This window comes from Acinetobacter sp. YH12131, assembly GCF_013418635.1.
Lineage (GTDB): Bacteria > Pseudomonadota > Gammaproteobacteria > Pseudomonadales > Moraxellaceae > Acinetobacter > Acinetobacter towneri.
Map to the genome: position 1 here is coordinate 14,076 of NZ_VPBQ01000014.1, position 24,418 is coordinate 38,493.

Below are 24,418 nucleotides of genomic sequence, written 5' to 3' on the forward strand. Positions count from 1 at the left end.
CATTTACATCTTTATTTCAGAATTGATTTAATAAACCATCAATATAGGTTTAATCATGAAAGCTACCAATCTTGATCCGAAACGCTGGTGGATATTGCTCGCTGTCGTGCTTGCATTTCTGCCGATTGTGATTGATATGACTGTACTGCATGTTGCGGTTCCCTCATTAACCCAATCGCTGAGTGCCACAAGTAACCAAGTCTTATGGATTATTGATATTTATCCATTACTTATGGCTGGACTTTTAGTTCCGATGGGAACTTTGGCTGATCGTGTCGGCAATCGTAAGATTCTGCTGATTGGCTTGGTTATATTTGGAATTGCCTCAGTCCTTGCGGCATTTTCCCAAACGGCTTCTATGCTGATTGCCGCACGTGCTTTATTAGCATTAGGCGGTGCCATGATTATGCCCTGTGTATTGGGTATTATTCGCAGAACCTTCGAAGACAGTCGCGAACGTGCCATTGCGCTGGGTATTTGGGGCACAATCGGATCAGCCGGTGCCGCCATTGGACCGCTCATTGGTGGGGGATTGTTAGAATATTTCTGGTGGGGTTCAGTTTTCCTGATTAACGTCCCAATCATGCTGGTTGTCGCACCAATGTGCTATTTCTTATTGTCCCGAAAAGAAGCTATAACCCCTGGACATTGGGCATTTGGTCAAGCGCTATTGCTGATTGTCGGTTTGATTTCGTTTGTATATGCACTAAAAGCAGGCTTAGGCGGTAAACAGTCGTTGTTGATTGTCTTGCCTTTGGTCGTTTTATCTATCGGCTTATTAACCATATTTGTACGCAAACAGCTGAATTCTCCTCAGCCGATGCTAGATCTTTCGCTATTTTCACGTCCTGCTATTTTAGCCGGCATTATTATGGCAATGGTTGCTGCAGGCGCTTTGGCAGGGGTTGAGTTAACTTTGGCAATGGAGCTGCAATATGTCATTCGTTTAACACCGCTGCAAGCCGGTCTTTTTATGGTTCCGATTATGGTTGCGGCCGCTATTGGCGGGCCTATTGCTGGTTTTTTATCCAATAAATTTGGACTCCGTCTGGTTGCGACCATGTCATTAATATTGGCAGCAATTGCGTTGGTCAGTTTGAGTTATTCAGATTTTCATCATCCGGGAATCATCGTTCCCTTTATTTTAGCTTCGATTGGATTAACACTGAGTATTGGTTTAACAGCTTCATCCATTGCGATCATGGGCTCAGTACCTGCAGAAAAGGGCGGTGCGGCAGGTTCACTTGAAAGTACAGGTTATGAACTGGGTACAGGACTAGGTATTACTTTATTTGGTGTTTTCATGGCCTATATATTTGGCAGTCATCTTCAAGTGCCGTCAGATTTAACTGCTGTTTTAGCAGAAAAAGCCAGACTTTCGATTGGTGATACCTATTTAGTGGCGAGCCAGTTACCCGTTGAACAAGGTACAGCATTGATTAACGCAGGTAAAATTGCCTTCAGTTCAGCTCATGTTAATTTATTATTAACAGCAGGGATTATCATCGGGATACTCTCCATTGTGGTATTTTTTATGCTAGCTAAATATCGAGATGAGAATTCATTGTGATGAAATTTATTTGAGGATCATCAAACAGAATGGTTAAGTTCAGACATCAATTTATCTTAAATTTATGGTTTAAATTAAGCCGTATTAATCTGAACTTAACACATTATAAATGAGTTGATGTCTTACGATTTAGTTGAATAGTAAAACAGCTGCCACCTAAGTTTTTGGATTTAGAATAATAAATATGACCTTGGTGTGCTTCAATAATTGCATCAATCACTGCCAAGCCTAATCCAGTACCGCCATCTAGACATGATCTAGAGTCTTCCTGTCGATAGAAGGGTTTGAACAGGTGTTTAAGATGCGATTCATCAATACCAGGACCTTCATCTTCAAACGTCAATACCCAATGTTCTGCTGTGGTTACAGATGTAATATTTATTTTTCCAGCATTCGAATATCTTAGAAAGTTAGAGAACAATGCAATAAAGACCTGTTCCATCCTTCTTATATCAACGCAAACCAATTTATCCGTCAAATTTAAAACAATAGTTAAACCTTTAACATGAAACCGTTCATTAAACATCTGCAGACATTTTTCAATACTATTTTTTAAATTGGTCTTTTCTAGTTCTAATCGTAATTGTTTATTTTCAATAAGTGTCAGTGTCCGTAAATCTTCCACAAGGTAAGATAAGCCTTCGACTTGGTTCAATAAGCTTAGGTGTAAAGCTTTATCGGCAATAAATATACCATCGACAATACCTTGCAAGCGACCTTGTAATATTGTCACAGGTGTTCGTAATTCATGTGCAATTGCAGCATTCCAAACAGTTGAATTCTTAACTGATACTTCAAGTTGGTTTGCCATTTCATTGAAGTTCTCAATAAGAGACTTGATTTCATGTGGAATATCATGATGTGGCTGTTTAATTCTGAGTGCTAAATTGCCTTGTTGAATTTGTTGAATAACATCTGCTAAATCACTAATTGGCTGTGTATAGCGTTTTCCATATTTAAAGGCGAGGATAGTAGAAAGAAAAAAGCCTGTTAATAGCACTAAAAACAGCCAGATAAAGTCAACGGAGGTAACTGAAAATTCATTTGAATTAATAACTTGTGTATTTAGAAAACCTATTTTTATCGCCCAGCTATAAACAAAATAGCCAATCATGAAAGATAACAGCGTAATGCCTAAATTGAATAGGCTCATCATGATAATAAACTGGAAGTTAATTCCAACAGAATTTTTAAAAAAGTTAAATTTCATGATTTTGATCTAAGCGATACCCCACGCCACGGACATTGATTAATAAGCCATTTACATCATTTTCTTCAAGTTTTTTGCGTAATTTGCTGATATGGCTATCTACAGTGCGATCTAAAGCATCACTTTCAGGCATACAGTTTTGGATCAATTCATTACGTGTAAAGACTTTATTCGGTGTTTTTGCCATCAAAAACAGTATCTTATACTCAGTTAACGTAAGGTTGAGCAACTGATTTCTTTGACCATTTGAAATGTAAACTTGATGATGATCTGGATTAATTTCAATATTTCTATAACGAATAATATTAGTTATTTCCATATTTTGGCTTGTACTTCGTCTAAGTACGGCTTGTATTCGTGCAATCACTTCGTTTGGGTTAAATGGCTTAATAATAAAGTCATCAGCACCCATTTTTAGCCCCATGATCTTATTCACTTGATCATCTAAGGCAGTCAGCATAATGACAGGTAAATGACTTGTTTGACGGATGATTTGTAGAATTTCCCAGCCATTTAGTTTGGGTAATTTAATATCAAGGAGAATCAGGTCGATAGAGTTGGCTTTTAGGCACTCTAAAGCTTGTTGTCCATCCAATGCACGGATGACCTGCATGTTTTCATTTTTTATGTATTTTTCAAGAATGTCACCAATATCATAATCATCTTCTACAACGAGAATGACGCTGTTTTCGAAGCTGTGCTGTAGATTTGGATACATATATTTTATCTTAGATGAAGTAGCTATGCATTTTAACATTTAATTGTGTAATGGAGATGATTAGACGAGCAGTCATTTATATTTGTAATTGAGGGGTGACATATAATAAAATTCGTTGCATATCAGTATTAATGAACAAAATGTCAATTATCATTCATTTAACATAATGGCGGTTATACGAAATTCACCGTTTCGAGCCCCAAATATCAAGTTTATTTCTTGCATAAATGTATCCTATAGGATACATTCTACTTATGTACTCAATATATACCACTGAAGTCTTTGATGACTGGTTCACCAAGTTAAAAGACCAGCAGGCAAAAAGACGCATACAAGTCCGAATTGATCGGGTTGAAGATGGAAACTTTGGAGATACTGAGCCGGTCGGTGAAGGTGTTTCTGAATTACGTTTCTTCTTTGGGCCAGGCTATAGGATTTATTACTGCAAGCAAGGGCAAAGGGTTGTTATTCTTTTAGCAGGCGGAGATAAGTCTACGCAAAGTAAAGATATAAAACTTGCCCTGCAATTGGCACAAGATTTAGAGGAGGAGCTATAAATGGCTATTAAACTTCGCAAATGGGACAGTGCTGAGCATCTTAAAACAGAGGATGATATGCAGGCTTACTTACAAGCATGTATTGAAGAATCTAATGGCGATGCCGCATTCATTGCAAAGGCTTTAGGTAACATTGCAAAAGCTAAAGGAATGGCTCAATTATCACGAGATACAGGCTTAGGCCGAGAAAGTCTTTATAAAGCACTTTCTGGTGATGTTAACCCTAGTTTTGATACTGTGATTAAAGTTGTAAAAGCACTGAATTTACGCTTAGCAATTTAAAAAAAGTTATTAAAAAATGGAGCTTTAGGCTCCATTTTTTATGTTATTCCCAAGTAGAAATGTCCTACCTAATAACCAAATAGAAATGTCCTATATGGACATTTCCAAGTCAAGCACAGGATTTAGATTTCGTTGTTCAATCGCTGTTTTCTGTGCACGTCTGCTTGGCATCTTTTGAGAACGATTACGTTTGTTTTGCTGTTCCAGTTCTTCATGCTGTTGTTGGATATGATTCAGAACAGCACTCAACCGTTTATTCTCAACAATCTCTCGCTGATTCAGCTGACTTAATTTATCGAAGAGGCTGTAATTGATCTTTCGGCCATCATGCATGAGGGCTACAGTACCATCCGGGTATTCCAGGAACTCAAGATACTTACCGATCAACCTTTGATTTTCTTCGGTGTTTTCCAGGAGATATACGCATTTATCATAAGTAATCGTCAGGCTATTGGTGACTCTGCGGGGTTCACGCCAAGTAAAAATATCATCTAATTCTTCGGCTGTTTCAGTGATAGGCCGATGTAGATTCTTAGGATTAAAAGCCATCTTGGCGAACTTCTGATTGAACTGCTCAATGAAGCAGGGTAGCCAGGCATTAGCTTGCTCAATCGAACAGATGCCTTCCAAGCGCATTTCTTTGATCAGACGGTCCTGAAGCGTTCTATTCGCCCGTTCTACACGGCCTTTGGCCTGTGGTGAATTGGCGAAGATGATATCGATATTGAGGGTGCTGAGTACACGTCCAAACTGGGTAATCTTGGTGTCTTTCTTGCTGCTTTGATTCACTCTAAAGACTGAATGTTTGTCGCTGTAAAACGCTAAAGGCTTACCGTGCTGTTCGACATATAAACGTGTTGAAATCATATAGTCAAAGGTTGATTCTGATTCACAGAAGCGTAAATGCTGCAATTTTCCTGTCGCATCATCGATAAACACCAGCAAACAGCACTTAGCAGCGCGTCCTTCAAACCAGTCATGGTGTGAGCCATCAATTTGGATCAGTTCACCAAATCAATCCCGGTTGTAACGAGGCTGATACGGGCGTTTCAGGCGCTTGGCGCGAGGAATCCACAGATCTGCTGCAATCATCCAGGAACGCAGTGTTTCAACTGAAATATCAAAGCCATGAACGGTGGTGAGCTTTTCATGCGCTAAAGTGGGTCCGAAACCATGGAATTGTTCAGCGACCAGATTGAGGCACTTGAGTCTGAGCTCTTCAGGAAGCCTGGAATTGCTGATTTGGCCACGTGCAGCATGGGCTAATGCAGTTGGACCTTGAGTTTTGTATTTTTGCAATAAACGTCTGATCTGACGTTCTGAAATATGAAGTAGCTGAGCAGCCTGGGGCTGGGTTATGCGTTGATCACAGATTTCTTGCAAGACCGACAATCGTTTAAGTTCTTTATCCGACATAGACACCAACATATCAAACCGTCCGCTAAGAAAATTGCAACAGCGCATATTCTAAAAGCGGACATTTTTACTTTGGAGAAACCGGACATTTCTATTTTGGAGTTACATTTTAATTTCGTATAAGGTGTATTATGTTAATTTTAGAAATTCTTAATTTCCATCTATCCAAACTTGCTTGATCCAATCTGCTAAATCTTCCCACTGCTCATCGCTATATCCATCTGCTGTCCAATATCTAATTTTATGATTAGGAGATAGGCAATAATAACTACCATTATCTTCACAAATAGGTAGCCAATCTTCTGGCAGACCTTGCTCCCTAGCATCATTTAATATCTGAGATAGCCCTCGATAGCATTCTTTCTCATCTGTAAGAGACGCTAATTCAATTGTTCCATAAAAGATATTGCTAATCTCTTTCAAAACTTTTTTATAATCTTTTGGAAAAATAAAACCTATTTTTCGTTCATAAGCAGATATGAAAATATCATCAGGTAGTTCTATGTTTAGACGACTATTCCCAGATAGTTCTTTTAATTCTTGAATAATGTTATCAAGCTTATTTTGCATATACATTCTGCTCTATCGCATTAAAGTTCTTACTACAATTTAACATAATGGCTGTTATGCGAAACGAGATCTACCAGCTCTCGTTTTTTGTTATGGAAACTGCTAAAATTCAAATACGCCATTGACGTATAAAGAGTCCATGTTATTTATTGAAACCAGCATCTTTACCAAGCAAATTAAAGACCTTGTATCTGATGAGGAATATCGTCAACTTCAGCAAGATCTTTTGGTACAGCCTGATAGAGGTGACCTAATCAAGAATGGCGGTGGTATTCGCAAAGTACGTTGTGCTCAAGGTAACAAAGGGAAAAGTGGTGGGATACGGGTGATTTATTATTGGGTCACCGAGGATGATCAGATCTTTTTCTTAGTGGCTTATCCAAAATCAGTAAAAGATAATTTAACAGATAAGGAAACCGCCATTCTGCACCAACTCGTGAAGGAGCAATTTCATGGATAACAACTTATTTGATGACTTGGTTGCTTCAATCAAAGAAGCTGGAGCTATCAAACGTAAAGAAGTTAAAGCAAGCCGAGTTACAGAACTCGAATTGCCTGATATTAAAGAAGTACGTGAAAAAACTGGCTTGAGCCAAAATGAATTTGCTGCACGTCTACATATTAGCCCCCGTACCCTGCAAAATTGGGAACAGGGACGACGCTATCCAACTGGACCAGCAGCTACATTGATTCGAATTTTAGATGCTCACCCAAGCCTTATTTGAAAAAATTACTTAAAAAATGGGAGCTTAAGGCTCCCATTTTTATTTCGTATAAGGTGTATTATGTTAATTTTAGAAAATCTTCACTACTATTATTTCCTAGATTCAACTCATTAGTGCAACGCCACCAAGTGCTCGTAAAATACTTCATTCGGCGTTCTAAAGCCAAGCGTTTTTCGTGGTCTACTATTTAAATCGTCCATTACTTTTTCCATGTCTTTGTCGGTTAGCTCTGTAAATGAGGTTCCCTTGGGGAAGTACTGCCGTATAAGGCCGTTTGTGTTTTCATTTAGTCCGCGCTCCCAAGAAGAATACGGGGTGGCAAAGTAAAAATCGGTATCAAGTTTTTGGGCAATTTCTTGGTGCTGGGCAAACTCTTTACCATTGTCCGCCGTGATGGTATGTATCAGCCCTTTGTAAGGCCTTAGTAGCGTTATAATCGCGTTTTTAACGCCCTCAGCGGTCTTGTTTTCAACCTTCGCAATACGAACTATTTTAGCCACTCTATCCACCAAAGTAACTATGGCCTGCTTATGGCCTTTGCCGATTATTGTGTCTGCTTCCCAGTCTCCAATGCGCTCTTTTTTATCCACAACAGAGGGACGCTCACTAATCGAAACCCTATGCGGTATCTGGCCTCTAGGGGACTTCCCTCCAATGCGGTGGCCATACTTCTTCTTGCGACGAAGATACTTGTACAGACTACCACCGTGCTTCTTATCTGCGTAAATGTACTGGTAAATAGTCTCGTGGCTTATGTTAAAAACCTGGTCACGCTTTAACCTGCCACTGATTTGTTCAGGGCTCCATTTTTTCTGAAGTAACTCTTTTATCATTTCCCATATCAACGGGTTGATTCGGTACTTTGGCTTGAGTTTATGGCGCACGTTAGCAAGCTTGCTGGCTCGTTTTGGGCAGTAAGTTTGCTTGCTACCATTGCGTCTAAGCTCCCGACTGATGGTCGATTTATGCTTGCCTATTTCTTTAGCAATTTCTGTTACTGAATGGCCTGTGTTGAACAGCGCAGAAATCTGGTATCTTTGCTCACGGGTGAGCTGTGAGTAGTTTCTCATAGTGCTTCTCTAATCTTGCCGGATTGAAAAGCTAAGATGCTACCGCAGCTTGCCTCCCAAACCCAATCAAGCGTTGCACTTATGAGTTGAATTCACCTTTTAAAATAAGCCTTATATCCAAGCATAAAACAAGGTTGTCTAGACTTCTTTTAACAGTAAAGTTATCATAAAACTGAATTTTATTTTTTAGGTAAGTTTATGCATTCTATCCGCATTCGTTAAGACACAACTATTTGCATAGTGACACTATTTTATAATGGTGGGCTTTTGTTGTGTCTTTAAGAATATATGCGGATATATAAAGTAAAAGTATGCTTAATTTATAAGTATGCTTTTAGTGCATAGTTTCCAGTTATAACTTAATTGACTAGCTATTTGTCCACCCTGTGGATGAATAGCTTTTTTTTTGGGAGGACACTGTGATGCTAGCTTTTGTTTTCACCTAAATCCTGTTTGCTGCATAAAAAATTTCAAGAGCTAAACAGGAGTAAATAAAAATGAGTTTAATTATTAAAGCGAGAAACATACGCTTGGATTATGCTGGGCGTGATGTTTTGGATATTGATGAATTGGAAATTCACTCTTATGACCGTATTGGTCTTGTGGGTGATAACGGAGCAGGAAAGAGTAGTTTACTCAAAGTACTTAATGGCGAAATTGTTTTAGCCGAAGCGACATTACAGCGTTTTGGTGATTTTGCACATATCAGCCAACTGGGCGGAATCGAAATAGAAACGGTCGAAGACCGGGCAATGTTATCTCGCCTTGGTGTTTCCAATGTACAAAACGACACAATGAGTGGCGGAGAGGAAACTCGTGCAAAAATTGCTGCCGCATTTTCCCAACAAGTACATGGCATTCTAGCGGATGAACCAACCAGCCACCTTGATCTCAATGGAATAGATCTACTTATTGGTCAACTTAAAGCATTTGATGGAGCATTACTTGTTATCAGTCATGACCGATATTTTCTTGATATGGTTGTAGACAAGATATGGGAGTTAAAAGACGGTAAAATTACGGAATATTGGGGTGGTTACTCGGATTACTTGCGTCAAAAAGAAGAAGAGCGACAACACCAAGCCGTAGAATATGAGCTGATGATGAAGGAACGGGAGCGATTAGAATCTGCTGTGCAAGAAAAACGCCAGCAAGCTAATCGATTAGACAATAAGAAAAAAGGAGAAAAATCCAAAAACTCTACCGAAAGTGCTGGACGACTTGGGCATGCAAAAATGACTGGCACCAAGCAAAGAAAACTGTATCAGGCAGCTAAGAGTATGGAAAAGCGTTTGGCTGCATTAGAAGATATTCAAGCACCAGAGCATTTGCGTTCTATTCGTTTTCGTCAAAGTTCAGCCCTAGAACTGCACAATAAGTTCCCGATTACGGCAGATGGTCTGAGCTTAAAATTTGGTAGCCGTACTATCTTTGATGACGCTAACTTTATAATACCGCTTGGCGCTAAAGTCGCTATAACTGGATCGAATGGAACAGGGAAAACGTCCTTGTTAAAAATGATATCAGAACGTGCTGATGGATTAACCATATCTCCAAAAGCTGAAATTGGCTACTTTACACAAACAGGATATAAATTTAACACGCATAAATCTGTGCTCTCCTTTATGCAGGAAGAGTGCGAGTACACAGTTGCGGAAATTCGTGCAGTATTGGCTTCAATGGGGATCGGAGCGAATGATATTCAAAAAAACTTATCCGACTTATCGGGAGGTGAAATCATCAAACTGCTTTTATCCAAAATGCTTTTAGGAAAATATAATATTTTGCTTATGGATGAACCAGGAAACTATCTTGACCTAAAAAGTATTGCCGCATTAGAAACAATGATGAAGTCCTATGCAGGAACTATTATCTTCGTATCTCATGACAAGCAATTGGTCGATAATATTGCTGACATTATCTACGAGATCAAAGACCACAAAATCATCAAGACTTTTGAGAGAGATTGTTAATGATAGCCAATCTAATCCGAACATTAATTATTGAACTCTTTAAAGGAAATTAAAAATGACAATTCAAGATATTCAATCACTTGCTGAAGCACACGGCTTGTTGCTTACGGACAAAATGAATTTCAATGAAATGGGCATTGATTTTAAGGTCGTTTTTGCTCTTGATACAAAGGGGCAACAATGGTTGCTGCGTATTCCTCGTCGTGATGGCATGAGGGAACAAATCAAGAAAGAAAAACGCATTTTAGAATTGGTAAAAAAACATCTTTCTGTAGAGGTTCCTGATTGGAGAATTTCATCTACAGAATTAGTGGCTTATCCCATACTTAAAGATAATCCTGTTTTAAATTTGGATGCTGAAACCTATGAAATAATTTGGAATATGGACAAAGATAGCCCGAAATACATAACATCTTTGGCAAAAACCTTATTTGAAATCCATAGTATTCCTGAAAAAGAAGTTCGGGAAAATGATTTGAAAATTATGAAACCTTCAGATTTAAGACCTGAAATAGCAAACAATTTGCAGTTAGTAAAATCTGAAATTGGTATAAGTGAGCAATTGGAAACCCGCTACAGAAAATGGTTGGATAATGATGTTCTATGGGCAGATTTCACCCAATTTATACATGGCGATTTATATGCTGGGCATGTACTAGCTTCAAAGGATGGAGCTGTTTCAGGCGTTATTGATTGGTCAACAGCCCATATAGATGACCCAGCGATTGATTTTGCTGGGCATGTAACTTTGTTTGGAGAAGAAAGCCTCAAAACTCTAATCATCGAGTATGAAAAACTAGGGGGTAAAGTTTGGAATAAACTATATGAACAGACTTTAGAAAGAGCAGCGGCCTCTCCTTTGATGTATGGTTTATTTGCCTTAGAAACTCAAAATGAAAGCCTTATCGTTGGAGCAAAAGCTCAGTTGGGAGTTATATAATTTAAAAATATGATTGCTGAGAACTGCCTTGTTTTGAAACTTGGTTGGCTTTAATTAGTTTTTAGTATTCTTTATAGAAAATGCCTCGATCAAGGGGCATTTCTAACAATCATTTAACATAAAATTTCTTATGTGAAGTAACAAACCTGAATGCAGCGGTGCCCCATTGGGGGCGCGTTGAGATAAGCCTCTTTTAGATAACTTTAGCAACTCGATAGACAGTTGCAACTCCACAATTCACTGCTTTGGCAATTTCTTCCTTAGTCATATTGCCAACTACTAGCAATTCTTTTATTCGTTTATGTTTAGCCTCATTTGCCTTCTTGCCTGTTGGTTTGTAACCCGAACGTGCCAGGCCCTGCTTAATACGTTCTATACGTTTCTCATTGTCTAGGCGGGCCATTGTTGCCAGAAGATCAATCAACATATTGTTGATGAGTTCCAAGATTGAATGAGTAATGCTGTCACTGGTTTGAATCATTTGGTAGGTAGTAGGAAGATCTGCTACGACTAAACGAAGTCCCTTCTCCTGGATCCTGCGCTTCAGCTCTTGAAAATCTCGTTGGGTTAGGCGTGATAAGCGGTCAATACTTTCAACTAACAATGTGTCACCTTGATTTGCTTCTGACAGTAGCTTATTCAATTCAGGTCGGTCTAACTTCGTACCACTATAGTTTTCCACGTACACAATGGTTTCACCCAAATTCAAGTTTTGGTTTAGATCCTGAAGAATCTGCAAAGCCCTTTCTGCATCTTGATCTTTAGTTGAAGCTCGTAGATAAATACGTGTATTCATTTCTATCATTTAATCTTAATTCTATTAGATTAATGATAATACTATCATTTAATTATTGCATTAAGTCTAATGATAGATATTGTATGCGATTTGGCTCGCTATCATTCAGGTATACTCTTTTGATAAAAAAAGCATGACTAAAAGCCATGCCTTGGGAATTCGTATAACGTGTATTATGTTAATTTTAGGAAATCTTAACTAATATTAATTATGCTCTCAGCTTCTTTCTCATTTCCAATCGTTCATACCAATCACGACCTTTTTGCCCACAGTTTAATTTTATTTTATTTTTAATATTAGAAGTTTGATTATTCAACTCTTTAACTTTTTGATAAAACTCTTCAGTTTGTTTCTTGATAGTATCCCTTTCTTCGAATTGCGTTTTTCGTATAGCATTTACTACCTTAATCTCTTCTATTTTTTCAAAAAGCACGTTCTTATTACCTTCCTCCTTTGCTGCTTCTATTTGTTTCTGAAGATCACTCCTATGTTTATTTGTCTTTGTAATTAGGTTATTAATTCCTCTAAGTGAAGTCTTAGAATTATTCATCAAATCATAAGCAACATTGGCAATCTGTACCGAAGAATAGTGATAATCTACCATCTTATGATACTCATATATGCTTCTATTACTTTCTAAATAATTTCGAATATTTCTATTATGATCATCTAAAGTTCGTTCAACCTCTTGACGTTTCCTTTGCCAAGATGCCTCTGCTTGTTTTTCTTCCTCAGTAACTGAATTATATAAATATGCTAGGCCTGCACCTAGAGCAACAATAGGGACAATAAACCACATATTAATTTTCCAATAACTTTGATGCGATCTCTACTTTAGGAAGAGCTTGAACCAGATTTGCCAACTCTACACTTGCATTTTGACCAAGAAGAGGGATTTGTGCAGTCAATTGCATCAGCATTTCTGAATACATTTTTTTCTCATCAAGAGTATATTTAGGGTCAAAAGCTGCATTTTGTGCATTTTGAGCCATTTTTAAAATTTCTACTCGTTCTAGATGTTTATTATGTAATTCATCTTGAACTGTTTTAAAAAATCCTTCTATTGCAATTCTTCGATGGCTTAATTCTTCCATTTTTATCTGATATGTCTTATCAATGGCAGTTAAGGCAATTTCAGCTTGTTTATTAACTCTTGTAATTTCAGCATCTAATCGTTTCACTTCAATTCGGTAAGCTAAAGTTTTGGCATAAGCTTCAGAAATAGCATTCATAGGATTTAGATTTTTAATAATTGGAAGCCATTTTGAATTAGCATCATGATTTAACAGATTAGACTGTTCAACTCTTTCAATTTTACCTGTGGACATATTATTACCTTTTCTAATGAAAAAAATCGTAAGTAACTTATATTAAAAGTATTATAAACAAATTCCTTTGATTCACTTCTAAATATATAAAAATTATTCCATTTAACATAATGGTGGTTATACGCAATACACTTGTATATTAATATAAATATCAGATACTTAATAAAACCAGAAAAATCTAAAAATGCACAAAAAGCCGATTTTGAAACAAGTCGGCTTTTTTATGAGCGGTTTTGATATTTTTTGCCAACATTTTTGCTCAAAAAACACTCAAAACAGAAAATCACCTACAATCTATAAGGCTTTCAACCTGAAAAAAATCCACAATTTATGGGGATAACTCTGGGGCTATTTTTAAGCCATTTTTGTACGCTTTGACGTACAGTAATTTAAGGAATCTGCTTCTAGCTGATCAAAGCTTTATTTCTTATGATGTAGTCAAGGAAAGCAGGAAGCTCCAAACAACAAGAATAAGAAAGATCAGCACAAGGATGGTTAGGTACGACAGAAGTTATACCTTGCAACCAAACACGAAAAACCCCGACAGGATGTCGGGGTTTTTTATTACCATTTGAAAACTGACTAAGTTCACTATAAAATATAGACTATAATCTATATTTTGGTTGTGATATGTGGACAGTCATCACAACAGATCTGTTTAATGAGTGGCTTGAGCAGCAAGATGAATCAACACAAGAGAAAGTCCTCGCAGCTTTGGTCGTTCTACAGCAGCAGGGACCTAGCTTAGGTCGCCCTTTAGTGGATACCGTGTATGACTCTAAATTTACCAATATGAAAGAGCTACGCGTTCAGCATAGAGGTAAACCACTTAGAGCCTTTTTTGCATTTGATCCATTACGACAGGCCATTGTGCTTTGCATCGGTGATAAAGGCGGTAAAAAGCGTTTCTATAAAAGAGATGCTGGACATTGCAGAACAGCAATACGAACTTCATCTCTCAACCCTAGGAGAACAATCTAATGGCTAAAACCTTACAGGAATTATTGGTTAGTCGCTCTCCAGAGAGCCAAGCACGTATTAAAAAAATGGCTGATGAGCTACTGTTAGAGACTCAGCTCCATCTTATTCGAGAAGAGTTAGAGATTTCCCAAAAAGAACTTGCTGAAACTTTGGGAATAAAACAGCCATCACTTTCAGCAATTGAAAATCGTGGTAATGATTTAAAGATTTCAACCATGAAAAAGTATGTTGAGGCAATGGGTGGTAAGCTCCGTATTGATGTGGAGCTTCCAACAGGAAAACATATAGGATTTAATGTGTAACGATAAAAAAGGTAGCTATAAGCCACTGCTGTCCCACAATTTTTCACAAGAGGAAGCTTAAATAAGCTTCCTCTTGTTTAATGGGGATTTTATCGGGTGAGAATAAAGCTTTTAACGTTTTTCTTTCAAACAAATTCACTTGAATGATTCTGAGTAAGCGCTGCACTGTCCAGCCTTCTTTCCCCAGATGTTGAGCGAAACTCACCAGCAAATAGGCGATTAACGCGATCCAAATTTGAGTTTGTATGGCATTACGGCTTCGGCCTAGAAATGACTTTAATTTTAAATTCTGTTTAAGTGCTTTAAAGAACAGCTCCACTTTCCAACGGTCTTTATAAATTGCAGCAATCGTTAATGCTGCCAGATGAAAGTTATTACTCAGAAACTCAAACGTCCTGTTCTTATCGGTATCATAAAATTCTATACGTCTTAATAATTTGGGAGCACCTCTTTTCTTTGCATAAGCACTACTTAATTCAATCCATTCATCCGCAATAATACCTTTAGATGCTAATACGCTGCGGCTAGATTTCACTTGATAAACTGTCTTTGGGCGCAATCGGGTGACAAAACTGACCTTTTGATGAGTCAATTGGGCAAACCATTGATAATCAATATATCCTTTGTCAAATACGACAATACTGCCAGCAGGAAATTTGAATGCTCTGCCTTGTACCATATCATTTTCAATGCCATCCCCAAGCGCCACAAATTCAGGAATGGTATTGCTGTAATTTAAGCCAACGCTAAGTTTCATGCTGGCTTTGGATTCATGCACTTTGGCCCATTCACATAAGGAAAATGACAGATCAATATGGCTGGCATCCAGGGAATATAAGGGATTCTTAAAGCGGAATTTATGAGCTACTTTTGAGTGTTCATAAGATTTAAGCAAGGTGTAAAATAGCTGTTCATACAAGGCTGCAGGCTGTTCCTGATTGATTCGAGCCAGTGTACTGCGAGGGTGATAGACTTTGCTCCGAGAGCATTCAGCTTTTCTTGTTGACACTCTAGATTAGATTGAATATCCCGCAGACTTTGTCTGCAGGAAAGTTGAGACATCAGTATGGCAATGAACTGATCCCATCTTGAAGCGGCTCTAAATTTCTGACCGACATGATGTATTTGAACAAGACGTTCAAAATCTTGTCGGAGTATGGGTTTAATCAATTGATGAAATACGGTATTCTGATATGACAAAACCTGAGTCCTTGGTCGTTAAAGTGTTGGTTCGCACTTATATTTTAACGATTCAGACTCAGGTTTTTTTATTTAAATCAAACTATGGGACAGCAGTGAGCTATAAGCTCCCTTTTTTGTGTTAGAAACCATTTAAAGTGTCTGTATTCTCACCATTAAAAATGTCTGGTTTATGATGATCTAAATAACTTCTCAGGATATGACTCTATGAACGACACTGAAAATCAAAAAAAACTCCCATTCTCAGAGGATGAATTACTCGAAAATATAGATGAATATAAAGCACATGCAGATGAAATTACTGTGCTTACAGAAACCGAATTCGATTATTCATATTTCAAACACTCTACTCCATTTTTTCAAAAACAAATTAATTACTGTAGAGACAAAACCCTTGCTACATAAGGTTTTGGAGTCGTTTGTCTAAAAATAATCATAAAACAACCTAGAGCCTGTTTATTTCCTCTTTGTATCCTTAAACGGATAAGATTTTAGAAAAACCGATGGCTCAGAATTAAAAATCATTTAACTTTTATTTGTAATTGTAAACCGAAAGTATCGAGTAATTTCTGCATGGATTTCAAAGTAGGATTGCTCCCTGGTTGCTCCATTTTTTGCAGTGTCTGTGGCGCAATCTTAGTAATTTTAGCCATATCATTCAGTGTTAAATGTAGCTCTGTTCGAATAAATCGAGCAACTTGATAAAAAGACCAGTCTGGATGATTATTGATGGTTTCAAGCACAGATAGTCTTTTTTCCATTTGTTGAATAGGGGTCAATGGTTTAAAACGTTTATCCATGGCTGATCTCCTCCAACTGCTGGCAAATATTGATTATTCGATATTGGCTATTTTCCAGAATTTCATCCGCTACTTGAAGAGCCTGCATCTTTTCTAACAGTCCCCGATAAATTGGTAACTGTTCAATTAATAAAGTTTTAATTTCTTGTGGATCAATCGAAGTGCTTTCAGCTATCTGCTCAATCACAGAACTCAAAAGTGGCATACCACCATGATCATCTCTTTCCCAACGAGTAGTACGTGCAATACCATCAGGATGTAACCACATTGGCGCATAATCAAATAATGGTGTGAGCTGAATTTTACCATTATTGAAGCGTTGGATTGCTGTATTGCGAGTATGGTTATCTTTATTGCCTAAGGCAACATTTGCGAGATCACGCTTCAAATACTCAAATACTTCCTGCTTTGGTTCGGTACAAGCCTCCATAAGCAGGGTACATATTTGATTATGGGTCATTCTAACCCCAAAGCCCGCCTTCCCACCTAGAGATGCAAGGCTTTCCTGAGCAATTCTTTCAACTTTGCCATTAATTACTTTGCGATCAAATCTTGGAATAAACAAAGTCTTGCCATGTAGCTCAAGATCCCGGTGTACACGTAGTTGCAAGTACTGAGCGACTTTCATATACAAAGCTTCGTTCATCAGGATTTTATTCAAATTTTGATCACTGCCGCGGCTAAATTTAACCAACCAATGCTGCTTAACTTGATCATCTGGAAGAGTATGATCTAGATAGAAAAGATCATCATAACCTTGTGTTAACAACAATTTTGGCCACTCACCCTGAATACCAGATGAACCGGCAATAAAAAGTCCATAAGATGCGAGCGATTCAATAAACTTCTCTTTACGTTCAATAATTTTGCTTAGGCTAAATCCCTGATTTTGCAGCTTTGGGAAATGACTCTGTAACCACTCATGAGCCTCTTTGACTCGCAGATTCCCAATTGGATTTCCTGCGCCTGCTTTTAAAAGCGCCCAGTCCGCTTGTTCCTGAACATTCTCAGAAAAATCAAGCTGTCTTAGTAATTCTTTGCGACCGTATCCTTGAGGTAATAGATCCATAAGAAATGCTGGCCAAGTTGATTCCAATCTATTTTGGACGTTCACCGGTAAGTCATAAGCAAGCGCATGACCATCTCTTAGATCCATATATGAAATAGCATATTCGAACAAATATGATGTACGTGTAGCTGCCTGCCATCCAGCATTTTGATCATCCGTAACCTCAACCAAAGCACAGTCATGCCATTCATAGTCTTGGTAGATTTGCAGTGTACAGTATTGCTTCATAATTTTATTAAAATAGTAAAATATAATGATTTTATTGATTATATATCTATTTTAATATAAAAGTATAATTAAACTAAAAATCTCAATGATCACTCTAGGTGTCTAAGAAGAACTTATACATTTCTCAAAATTGCAATAAACTCATCTGATTTGCAGTAGAATTGATCAATATTGGGTTAAATCTTACCTCCTTATATTTTAGCTATCCTTTACATCATGTCAGAACGTCAACAACTCAGCCTTAGTGAATACCTTGCCACTGTACAGGAAGTCATCCAGCTGACTTTTGATGGGGCAGTGTGGGTCAAGGCTGAGATCCGTAATTTAAGTATTAAAGGCGGTCACTATTATCTTGAGTTGGCTGAGAAAGATGAAGAAAGCCATAAGGTGATCGCTAGTTGTAAAGGCACCATTTGGAAATTTACGGCACAAAAAATAATTCTAAAGTTTGAACGAGAAAGTGGTATTGAACTGTCGAAAGACCTGAATGTACTGATCAAGGTCAAAGCTAGATTTGATCCGCAATATGGCTTCTCGGTCAATATCGAAGATATCGACTCTAGCTTTACTCTAGGAGACATCGCCAAACGCTATCAGCAGATTCTGCTGCGACTGACTGAGGAAGGCCTGCTCAATAACAATAAACAGTTGCCGGTACCCTTTGATATTCAGAATGTCTTGGTCATTGCACCGGAAAATGCTGCAGGGTTAGGTGACTTTAAAAAAGATGCGGATGCCCTGGCTCAGGCTGGTGTCTGTCATTTCGTTTATCATTCAGCAACTTTTCAGGGTAATACGGCTTCTGCCAGCATCATTCAGGTTTTGGGTAGTGCCTTAAGACAGTGGGCTCAAGATTACTCGATAGCACCAGACCTTATTGTGATCATCCGTGGAGGCGGAGCCGTGAATGACCTAGCTTACCTGAATGATTATGATCTGGCCGCACTGCTGTGTAAAAGAACTGTGCCGATCTGGGTCGGTATTGGCCACGAGAAAGACCGCACTATTTTGGATGAAATTGCACACCGTTCCTTTGATACCCCGAGTAAAGTGATCGCAGGGATCCGTAACCTGATTGTGGAGCGAGTCAATGAAGTTAGTACTGCTTTGCAGACCATCAAGCTACTGTCACAGCACCAGTTGATCACCTACCAGAGCCAGAGTGATCAGTATCTGAAAACTATCAAAACTCTGACACAGAACCAGATCAATGAAGCCCAGCGTAGCGTTGATATGCTTAAAAGTGATACTCAGTATCTTGCTCAACAACAGATTAAACTAGCTTCACAGCAGGTGGAGTCATTGATGAGGGAAACCTTGCTACAGAATCCTCGTAATGTGATGGCCAAGGGCTATGCAATTGTCCGTAGCCAAGGCAAAGCTATCCGTTCCATCCAGCAGATTACTGACCAGGAATTACAGATTGAACTTAAGGATGGCACCATTGATGCCACCGTGACACAGGTAAACGCACATGAACAATGAAGAACTAAGTTTCAAGAAAGGTTATGAAATTCTCAAGAAAAATGCCGAATTTCTTGAATCTCAGGAAGAACCGGATATTGATAACCTGATGGCGATCGTTGAAGAGTCCATGACTGCCTATAAAGCCTGTAAGTTACGTATTGATGCTGTGCAACAGGCGTTGAATGACACCTTTAAAGAATAAAAATTCTAGGTCGAGAAAAGTCTAGAATGTTCTAGAAATAAAGGACATGAGATGGTGAAAACTGACAGTTAACCCAATAAATTTGCTTGAGCAGAGTTTTATTACTAACCACCTTTTCCTCTATAGGTGTTACATGGATCCCAAACAACATACTTACGTTGTTAAATGGTTGACTGAAGATCAAGCCTGTGTCGGCTTATGTGTCGAGTTCTTCATTAAGCTGACTTAAACCAAATAGGTGGGGCTAATGAATTTAATGGCCGATCTTTAATAATCCCTGCCAGCTAAAATAGTTCTGGGTCAAATGAGTACGGTTCATTGACCACTTTCGTTGTGGTAAGTAGCAGCTGCCAACAGCTAATTTAGTTTTCCCATATCTCGCCTTTACCGCTTCTAAAGTCTGCATGAGGCTTTCATTACTTTCACGCTGGCTGTGGTCTGTCAGCAGGTCAGGAGTAAAGCGCTGCTTAGCAATTAAATCCGTCAGAATTACACCACACTTTTTATATTTCACGTCAGATTTATAAATGTGTTCCAGCAGTTGCATGGCTGTTTTAATCAGATCCAAAACACAATCCGTCGGTTCAGGAAACTCAAAAGCCAACGATTTACTGTAATAGGGAACCTTTGAATCAAAAGGATTCGATTGCACAAAAGCAATGACACATCCACATAAGGAAGCGTCTGCTCGTAAACGTATGACTGCATCCTGTACATATTTGCCCATAGCCTCTTTGAGATCATCTAGCTCGGTAACTTTTTCACCAAATGAACGACTTGCTATGATTTGCTGTTTGGGGGGAGGGGCATCATCTAACTGCATACAAGAAACACCTTGCAGCTCCAATACTGTTCTTTGCATTACCACAGAAAAAAGGCTCGCCATGCGATGAGCATCTTGCATCACTAAATCTAGCACCGAATAGATTCCCATGGCATTTAGTTTTTTAACTAACTTACGACCAACGCCCCAAACTTCACCGACCTCAATGTCTGAATAAAGCATTTCCTGATCTAGGAAATCCATATTGAGTAAGTTACACACACCCTTGAAACCCTGTCTTTTTTTGGCAAGATGGTTGGCCATTTTGGCTTCGGTTTTACTACGACCGATACCAATCGAGACGGGTAAGCCAATCCAATCCAACAATCGTTGTTTCATGTGATGCGCATACTGAGTTAAGTCAAAATTTTGTGCATAACTGGTCAGGTCTAAAAAACACTCATCAATTGAATAGATTTCCTGTTCATGTGGCGCAACAAAACTAGCCAAAATTGAATGAAAACGCTTGGACATTTCAGCATATAAAGCATAGTTACTGGATAACACCACGACCTGATGTTGCTGAACAATATCTTGTATTTGAAAGAGAGGAACGCCCATTTTGATGCCCAGCGCTTTGGCTTCATTACTTCTTGCCACAGCACAGCCATCGTTATTGCTGAGCACAATCACAGGTTTATTGTTTAGACTGGGATTAAATACCCGCTCACAACTGACATAGCAGTTGTTAATATCAATCAGGGCATAAATCCGCTCGTAACTGCTCATCTGAACTTCTTGATCACACTGGTAACCACACCCCAAATCAGCATGGTTTGATTATCTTTCAAATGGATATCAGCAAAATCAGGATTAGCCGCCTGTAACCAGCATTGATTACCCTCAATCATCAAACGTTTAATCGTAAAATCATTGTCAATCAATGCCAGAACAATATCCCCATGCTTGGCTTCAATACTACGGTCAACGATTAGCTTGTCATTCAGATCAATCCCTGCATCACGCATGGATAAGGATTCCACTTCAACGATAAAGGTTGCCTGTTGGTTTTGAATAAGAAACTCGTTTAGATCAAGGGTCTTATCGATATAGTCCTGAGCAGGGGAAGGGAAGCCTGCAGCCACTTTTTGCAAAGCAACAGGAATCTCATAATGTGTTTTTGTCTCAAGCAATCTAATAGAGGAAATATCGTTAAACTTTGGAGTGTCATTTTTTTTCAGGTATTTCTTGATTTCCAATACACGAGACTCTGGCACCCGAATGACCTTGGTCGGTTCGTTATAGACAAAAGGACGGCCAGAACCTTTGCGTGCACCACCATGCTTATTTTGCGTCATTTTTATTATCAATCTTGATTATGTAACATAATTAAGATTATAGAAAACTCAGAATATAAAAACAAGATTGTCCGTTCTTTAATAAAGTATTATCCCAAATCTTGGGATTGCCATGATATTAGCAAAGCCACAAGATCAATCAGACGACACAATAAAGATTGTCTAATCCTTGATCGTAGAGACTTTATATTTGAAGCAACAGAAGACCTAAAGGGCTTTACTGGTATCCATTGATTGTTCAGCAACATTAAATAAAACTGTGGAACATTGTTCAGTTATTGATCGTGGAACGTGAACAATCATAAAAAAAGCCCATTCGAGGGTGAATGGGCTATAAAACTAGTATCAACACATGGAATTATAACACAATTTAAAAAGCTGTTATTCCCAAGTAGAAATGTCCTACCTAATAACCAAATAGAAATGTCCTATATGGACATTTCCAAGTCAAGCACAGGATTTAGATTTCGTTGTTCAATCGCTGTTTTCTGTGCACGTCTGCTTGGCATCTTTTGAGAACGATTACGTTTGTTTTGCTGTTCCAGTTCTTCATGCTGTTGTTGGATATGATTCAGAACAGCACTCAACCGTTTATTCTCAACAATCTCTCGCTGATTCAGCTGACTTAATTTATCGAAGAGGCTGTAATTGATCTTTCGGCCATCATGCATGAGGGCTACAGTACCATCCGGGTATTCCAGGAACTCAAGATACTTACCGATCAACCTTTGATTTTCTTCGGTGTTTTCCAGGAGATATACGCATTTATCATAAGTAATCGTCAGGCTATTGGTGACTCTGCGGGGTTCACGCCAAGTAAAAATATCATCTAATTCTTCGGCTGTTTCAGTGATAGGCCGATGTAGATTCTTAGGATTAAAAGCCATCTTGGCGACCTTCTGATTGAACTGCTCAATGAAGCAGGGTAGCCAGGCATTAGCTTGCTCAATCGAACAGATGCCTTCCAAGCGCATTTCTTTGATCAGACGGTCCTGAAGCGTTCTATTCGCCCGTTCTACACGGCCTTTGGCCTGTGGTGAATTGGCGAAGATGATATCGATATTGAGGGTGCTGAGTACACGTCCAAACTGGGTAATCTTGGTGTCTTTCTTGCTGCTTTGATTCACTCTAAAGACTGAATGTTTGTCGCTGTAAAACGCTAAAGGCTTACCGTGCTGTTCGACATATAAACGTGTTGAAATCATATAGTCAAAGGTTGATTCTGATTCACAGAAGCGTAAATGCTGCAATTTTCCTGTCGCATCATCGATAAACACCAGCAAACAGCACTTAGCAGCGCGTCCTTCAAACCAGTCATGGTGTGAGCCATCAATTTGGATCAGTTCACCAAAGCAATCCCGGTTGTAACGAGGCTGATACGGGCGTTTCAGGCGCTTGGCGCGAGGAATCCACAGATCTGCTGCAATCATCCAGGAACGCAGTGTTTCAACTGAAATATCAAAGCCATGAACGGTGGTGAGCTTTTCATGCGCTAAAGTGGGTCCGAAACCATGGAATTGTTCAGCGACCAGATTGAGGCACTTGAGTCTGAGCTCTTCAGGAAGCCTGGAATTGCTGATTTGGCCACGTGCAGCATGGGCTAATGCAGTTGGACCTTGAGTTTTGTATTTTTGCAATAAACGTCTGATCTGACGTTCTGAAATATGAAGTAGCTGAGCAGCCTGGGGCTGGGTTATGCGTTGATCACAGATTTCTTGCAAGACCGACAATCGTTTAAGTTCTTTATCCGACATAGACACCAACATATCAAACCGTCCGCTAAGAAAATTGCAACAGCGCATATTCTAAAAGCGGACATTTTTACTTTGGAGAAACCGGACATTTCTATTTTGGAGTTACAAAAGCATTTCGTATAATATTGATTATGTTAAATAGGATATCTAAACACAGCACCCTACAATAATATCGTTGGTGCTGCACTTGACGGTTGCAATAATAAATTATCTTACCGTCAAGTGTATCCCAAGTAACATAACATAAGTTATGCGGAAATCAGACCGCTACTCGACTTGCGTATCAGTCAAACCTACGCAAGTCTGCGTGGCTATGATTTCAATATCTGGAAAATAGATACTCTATTAGTCTCAAATTTGGAACTAGAGTCCACCATTAGATAACGTGGACTCTTTTTTTGTTGTATTAAGAAGCATATTCAAGTAAGAATCTTTCAACATCTCGGATCATATTCTGTACATCGTTATCATTAAATTCCTCAATCTCCCCATGAGCAGCTTTATTTCTTATATGTGCCAAAGTTAAAACTTGCTTATGTTGAAGAGCACTATAGATATTAGCATTTTTTAATTCAGAATTAAGAGCATCAAGTTTTTTAGGTTTAGTAGTACCTTCTTGGCAAATATCAATTCCGTTATTTTTAGCTAATTCTTTAATTGCTGTTTCTAAAACTACACCAGCAGTGACAGCAGAAGCTACTTTATAACCTGAATCAAGGAAATGCTGTGCTTGATCCAACTCACTATCAAAAACCTCTGACTGAATTAGTTTTTTGATTGTGATTAGAAAACCATTTTTTAAATCATCTTCTGCCGCTCTTAAAATTGGAATCACGCGATTTAATATTGCTTTTCTTGTATCCCCCATTCCTGCTTTAAGATTTTTATCAAACTGAGACAAATAATGTGACTTTTCACCACAAGTAATGCTTAATATATTTTTAGATTTCATTTGCCATTCGATAAAAGCTGATTGTAATTCAGGATTATAACCAGATCCAGCGGCTTCACATTTTTGATAGATTGAATCACCTTCTTCTATTAGTGAAGAAAATCGATCTAGTATTTTTTGGGTCATATTTATTCTCAAGTATTAGGTCATTCTGAAGTCGCATAACTTCATTTTATGTTAAATAAGA

24 protein-coding genes and 3 pseudogenes are annotated in these 24,418 nt (G+C 38.5%); 12 read left to right on the top strand and 15 right to left on the bottom strand.

Annotated features, from left to right (window positions below; all coding sequences use genetic code 11):
* Window positions 1-55: 55 nt before the first annotated feature.
* A complete protein-coding gene (locus FTU66_RS10275; RefSeq protein WP_032073148.1) occupies window positions 56-1,570 on the top strand; it encodes an MFS transporter in 1,515 nt (504 codons plus the stop codon).
* Between the two features lie 103 nt (window positions 1,571-1,673).
* Here FTU66_RS10275 and adeS read toward each other — a convergent pair whose 3' ends face one another.
* Window positions 1,674-2,780, bottom strand: a complete 1,107-nt coding sequence (adeS, locus tag FTU66_RS10280) for a two-component sensor histidine kinase AdeS (protein ID WP_180112771.1) — start codon at window positions 2,778-2,780, stop codon at window positions 1,674-1,676.
* A complete protein-coding gene (gene adeR, locus FTU66_RS10285; protein ID WP_032073130.1) occupies window positions 2,770-3,498 on the bottom strand; it encodes an efflux system response regulator transcription factor AdeR in 729 nt (242 codons plus the stop codon). The genes adeS and adeR overlap by 11 nt, the downstream gene beginning before the upstream one ends.
* 254 nt (window positions 3,499-3,752) lie before the next feature.
* Between adeR and FTU66_RS10290 the strand changes: the two genes are divergently transcribed.
* Together FTU66_RS10290 and FTU66_RS10295 are read left to right on the top strand one after the other, a co-directional pair.
* Window positions 3,753-4,055: a type II toxin-antitoxin system RelE/ParE family toxin gene (locus tag FTU66_RS10290; protein WP_000286964.1), complete on the top strand. Its 303-nt coding sequence runs from the start codon at window positions 3,753-3,755 to the stop codon at window positions 4,053-4,055.
* The gene (locus FTU66_RS10295; RefSeq protein ID WP_000985609.1) at window positions 4,056-4,337 is read left to right on the top strand and encodes an addiction module antidote protein; all 282 of its coding nucleotides are present in this window, start codon (window positions 4,056-4,058) and stop codon (window positions 4,335-4,337) included. It abuts the gene before it with no gap.
* Between the two features lie 90 nt (window positions 4,338-4,427).
* Here the strand turns inward: FTU66_RS10295 and FTU66_RS10300 are convergent.
* A pseudogene (locus FTU66_RS10300) lies at window positions 4,428-5,753 on the bottom strand (ISNCY family transposase).
* A gap of 150 nt (window positions 5,754-5,903) precedes the next feature.
* A complete protein-coding gene (locus tag FTU66_RS10305; protein ID WP_001180106.1) occupies window positions 5,904-6,323 on the bottom strand; it encodes an SMI1/KNR4 family protein in 420 nt (139 codons plus the stop codon).
* A 139-nt stretch (window positions 6,324-6,462) separates the two neighbouring features.
* On the opposite strand from FTU66_RS10305, the gene FTU66_RS10310 reads away from it, so the two are divergent.
* Together FTU66_RS10310 and nadS are read left to right on the top strand one after the other, a co-directional pair.
* Window positions 6,463-6,783, top strand: a complete 321-nt coding sequence (locus FTU66_RS10310) for a type II toxin-antitoxin system RelE/ParE family toxin (protein WP_000897307.1) — start codon at window positions 6,463-6,465, stop codon at window positions 6,781-6,783.
* Complete coding sequence (gene nadS / locus FTU66_RS10315) at window positions 6,776-7,048, top strand: NadS family protein (protein ID WP_000369781.1); 273 nt, start codon at window positions 6,776-6,778, stop codon at window positions 7,046-7,048. The genes FTU66_RS10310 and nadS overlap by 8 nt, the downstream gene beginning before the upstream one ends.
* 110 nt (window positions 7,049-7,158) lie before the next feature.
* Here the strand turns inward: nadS and FTU66_RS10320 are convergent, their stop codons facing one another.
* Window positions 7,159-8,118: an IS30 family transposase gene (locus tag FTU66_RS10320; RefSeq protein WP_180006246.1), complete on the bottom strand. Its 960-nt coding sequence runs from the start codon at window positions 8,116-8,118 to the stop codon at window positions 7,159-7,161.
* 497 nt (window positions 8,119-8,615) lie between these two features.
* On the opposite strand from FTU66_RS10320, the gene msr(E) reads away from it, so the two are divergent.
* Together msr(E) and FTU66_RS10330 are read left to right on the top strand one after the other, a co-directional pair.
* On the top strand, window positions 8,616-10,091 hold the full coding sequence (gene msr(E) / locus FTU66_RS10325) for an ABC-F type ribosomal protection protein Msr(E) (protein WP_000052512.1): 1,476 nt from the start codon (window positions 8,616-8,618) through the stop codon (window positions 10,089-10,091).
* A 55-nt stretch (window positions 10,092-10,146) separates the two neighbouring features.
* On the top strand, window positions 10,147-11,031 hold the full coding sequence (locus FTU66_RS10330; RefSeq protein WP_000155092.1) for an Mph(E) family macrolide 2'-phosphotransferase: 885 nt from the start codon (window positions 10,147-10,149) through the stop codon (window positions 11,029-11,031).
* Window positions 11,032-11,224: 193 nt separating this feature from the next.
* On the opposite strand, the gene FTU66_RS10335 is transcribed toward FTU66_RS10330, so the two are convergent.
* The 3 genes from FTU66_RS10335 to FTU66_RS10345 all read right to left on the bottom strand — a co-directional run bounded on the left by FTU66_RS10335 (window position 11,225) and on the right by FTU66_RS10345 (window position 13,155).
* Window positions 11,225-11,836 (bottom strand): recombinase family protein, encoded by a 612-nt coding sequence (locus FTU66_RS10335; RefSeq protein ID WP_015060246.1) that lies wholly within the window; start codon window positions 11,834-11,836, stop codon window positions 11,225-11,227.
* A 199-nt stretch (window positions 11,837-12,035) separates the two neighbouring features.
* Complete coding sequence (locus FTU66_RS10340) at window positions 12,036-12,626, bottom strand: hypothetical protein (protein ID WP_180009344.1); 591 nt, start codon at window positions 12,624-12,626, stop codon at window positions 12,036-12,038.
* A gap of 1 nt (window position 12,627) precedes the next feature.
* The gene (locus tag FTU66_RS10345; RefSeq protein ID WP_180009346.1) at window positions 12,628-13,155 is read right to left on the bottom strand and encodes a hypothetical protein; all 528 of its coding nucleotides are present in this window, start codon (window positions 13,153-13,155) and stop codon (window positions 12,628-12,630) included.
* A 630-nt stretch (window positions 13,156-13,785) separates the two neighbouring features.
* Between FTU66_RS10345 and FTU66_RS10350 the strand changes: the two are divergent.
* Window positions 13,786-14,143, top strand: a pseudogene (locus FTU66_RS10350) (type II toxin-antitoxin system RelE/ParE family toxin).
* Window positions 14,136-14,438: a helix-turn-helix domain-containing protein gene (locus tag FTU66_RS10355; RefSeq protein WP_096902794.1), complete on the top strand. Its 303-nt coding sequence runs from the start codon at window positions 14,136-14,138 to the stop codon at window positions 14,436-14,438. The pseudogene FTU66_RS10350 and the gene FTU66_RS10355 overlap by 8 nt, the downstream one beginning before the upstream one ends.
* 43 nt (window positions 14,439-14,481) lie before the next feature.
* Here the strand turns inward: FTU66_RS10355 and FTU66_RS10360 are convergent.
* Window positions 14,482-15,638: pseudogene (locus FTU66_RS10360) on the bottom strand (IS4 family transposase).
* 207 nt (window positions 15,639-15,845) lie between these two features.
* Here FTU66_RS10360 and FTU66_RS10365 point away from each other — a divergent pair.
* Complete coding sequence (locus FTU66_RS10365) at window positions 15,846-16,043, top strand: hypothetical protein (RefSeq protein ID WP_096902802.1); 198 nt, start codon at window positions 15,846-15,848, stop codon at window positions 16,041-16,043.
* Between the two features lie 116 nt (window positions 16,044-16,159).
* On the opposite strand, the gene FTU66_RS10370 is transcribed toward FTU66_RS10365, so the two are convergent.
* Together FTU66_RS10370 and FTU66_RS10375 are read right to left on the bottom strand one after the other, a co-directional pair.
* Window positions 16,160-16,438 carry a helix-turn-helix domain-containing protein gene (locus FTU66_RS10370; RefSeq protein ID WP_000361155.1) on the bottom strand — a complete coding sequence of 93 codons (279 nt, stop codon included), beginning with the start codon at window positions 16,436-16,438 and terminating at the stop codon, window positions 16,160-16,162.
* Window positions 16,431-17,735, bottom strand: coding sequence for a type II toxin-antitoxin system HipA family toxin (locus FTU66_RS10375; protein ID WP_096902800.1), 1,305 nt, complete (start codon window positions 17,733-17,735; stop codon window positions 16,431-16,433). The genes FTU66_RS10370 and FTU66_RS10375 overlap by 8 nt, the downstream gene beginning before the upstream one ends.
* Before the next feature lie 216 nt (window positions 17,736-17,951).
* Between FTU66_RS10375 and xseA the strand changes: the two genes are divergently transcribed.
* Window positions 17,952-19,220 carry an exodeoxyribonuclease VII large subunit gene (gene xseA / locus FTU66_RS10380; protein ID WP_179994478.1) on the top strand — a complete coding sequence of 423 codons (1,269 nt, stop codon included), beginning with the start codon at window positions 17,952-17,954 and terminating at the stop codon, window positions 19,218-19,220.
* A complete protein-coding gene (xseB, locus tag FTU66_RS10385) occupies window positions 19,210-19,404 on the top strand; it encodes an exodeoxyribonuclease VII small subunit (protein WP_001058302.1) in 195 nt (64 codons plus the stop codon). Before xseA ends, xseB begins: the two co-directional genes overlap by 11 nt.
* Window positions 19,405-19,657: 253 nt before the next feature.
* Here xseB and FTU66_RS10390 read toward each other — a convergent pair whose 3' ends face one another.
* The 4 genes from FTU66_RS10390 to FTU66_RS10405 all read right to left on the bottom strand — a co-directional run bounded on the left by FTU66_RS10390 (window position 19,658) and on the right by FTU66_RS10405 (window position 24,357).
* On the bottom strand, window positions 19,658-20,956 hold the full coding sequence (locus FTU66_RS10390; protein WP_179994477.1) for a Y-family DNA polymerase: 1,299 nt from the start codon (window positions 20,954-20,956) through the stop codon (window positions 19,658-19,660).
* Window positions 20,953-21,525, bottom strand: coding sequence for a LexA family transcriptional regulator (locus tag FTU66_RS10395; protein WP_179994476.1), 573 nt, complete (start codon window positions 21,523-21,525; stop codon window positions 20,953-20,955). The genes FTU66_RS10390 and FTU66_RS10395 overlap by 4 nt, the downstream gene beginning before the upstream one ends.
* Before the next feature lie 428 nt (window positions 21,526-21,953).
* A complete protein-coding gene (locus tag FTU66_RS10400) occupies window positions 21,954-23,279 on the bottom strand; it encodes an ISNCY family transposase (protein WP_180112772.1) in 1,326 nt (441 codons plus the stop codon).
* 406 nt (window positions 23,280-23,685) lie between these two features.
* Window positions 23,686-24,357 (bottom strand): DUF4145 domain-containing protein, encoded by a 672-nt coding sequence (locus tag FTU66_RS10405; RefSeq protein ID WP_179989177.1) that lies wholly within the window; start codon window positions 24,355-24,357, stop codon window positions 23,686-23,688.
* Between the last annotated feature and the right edge of the window lie 61 nt (window positions 24,358-24,418).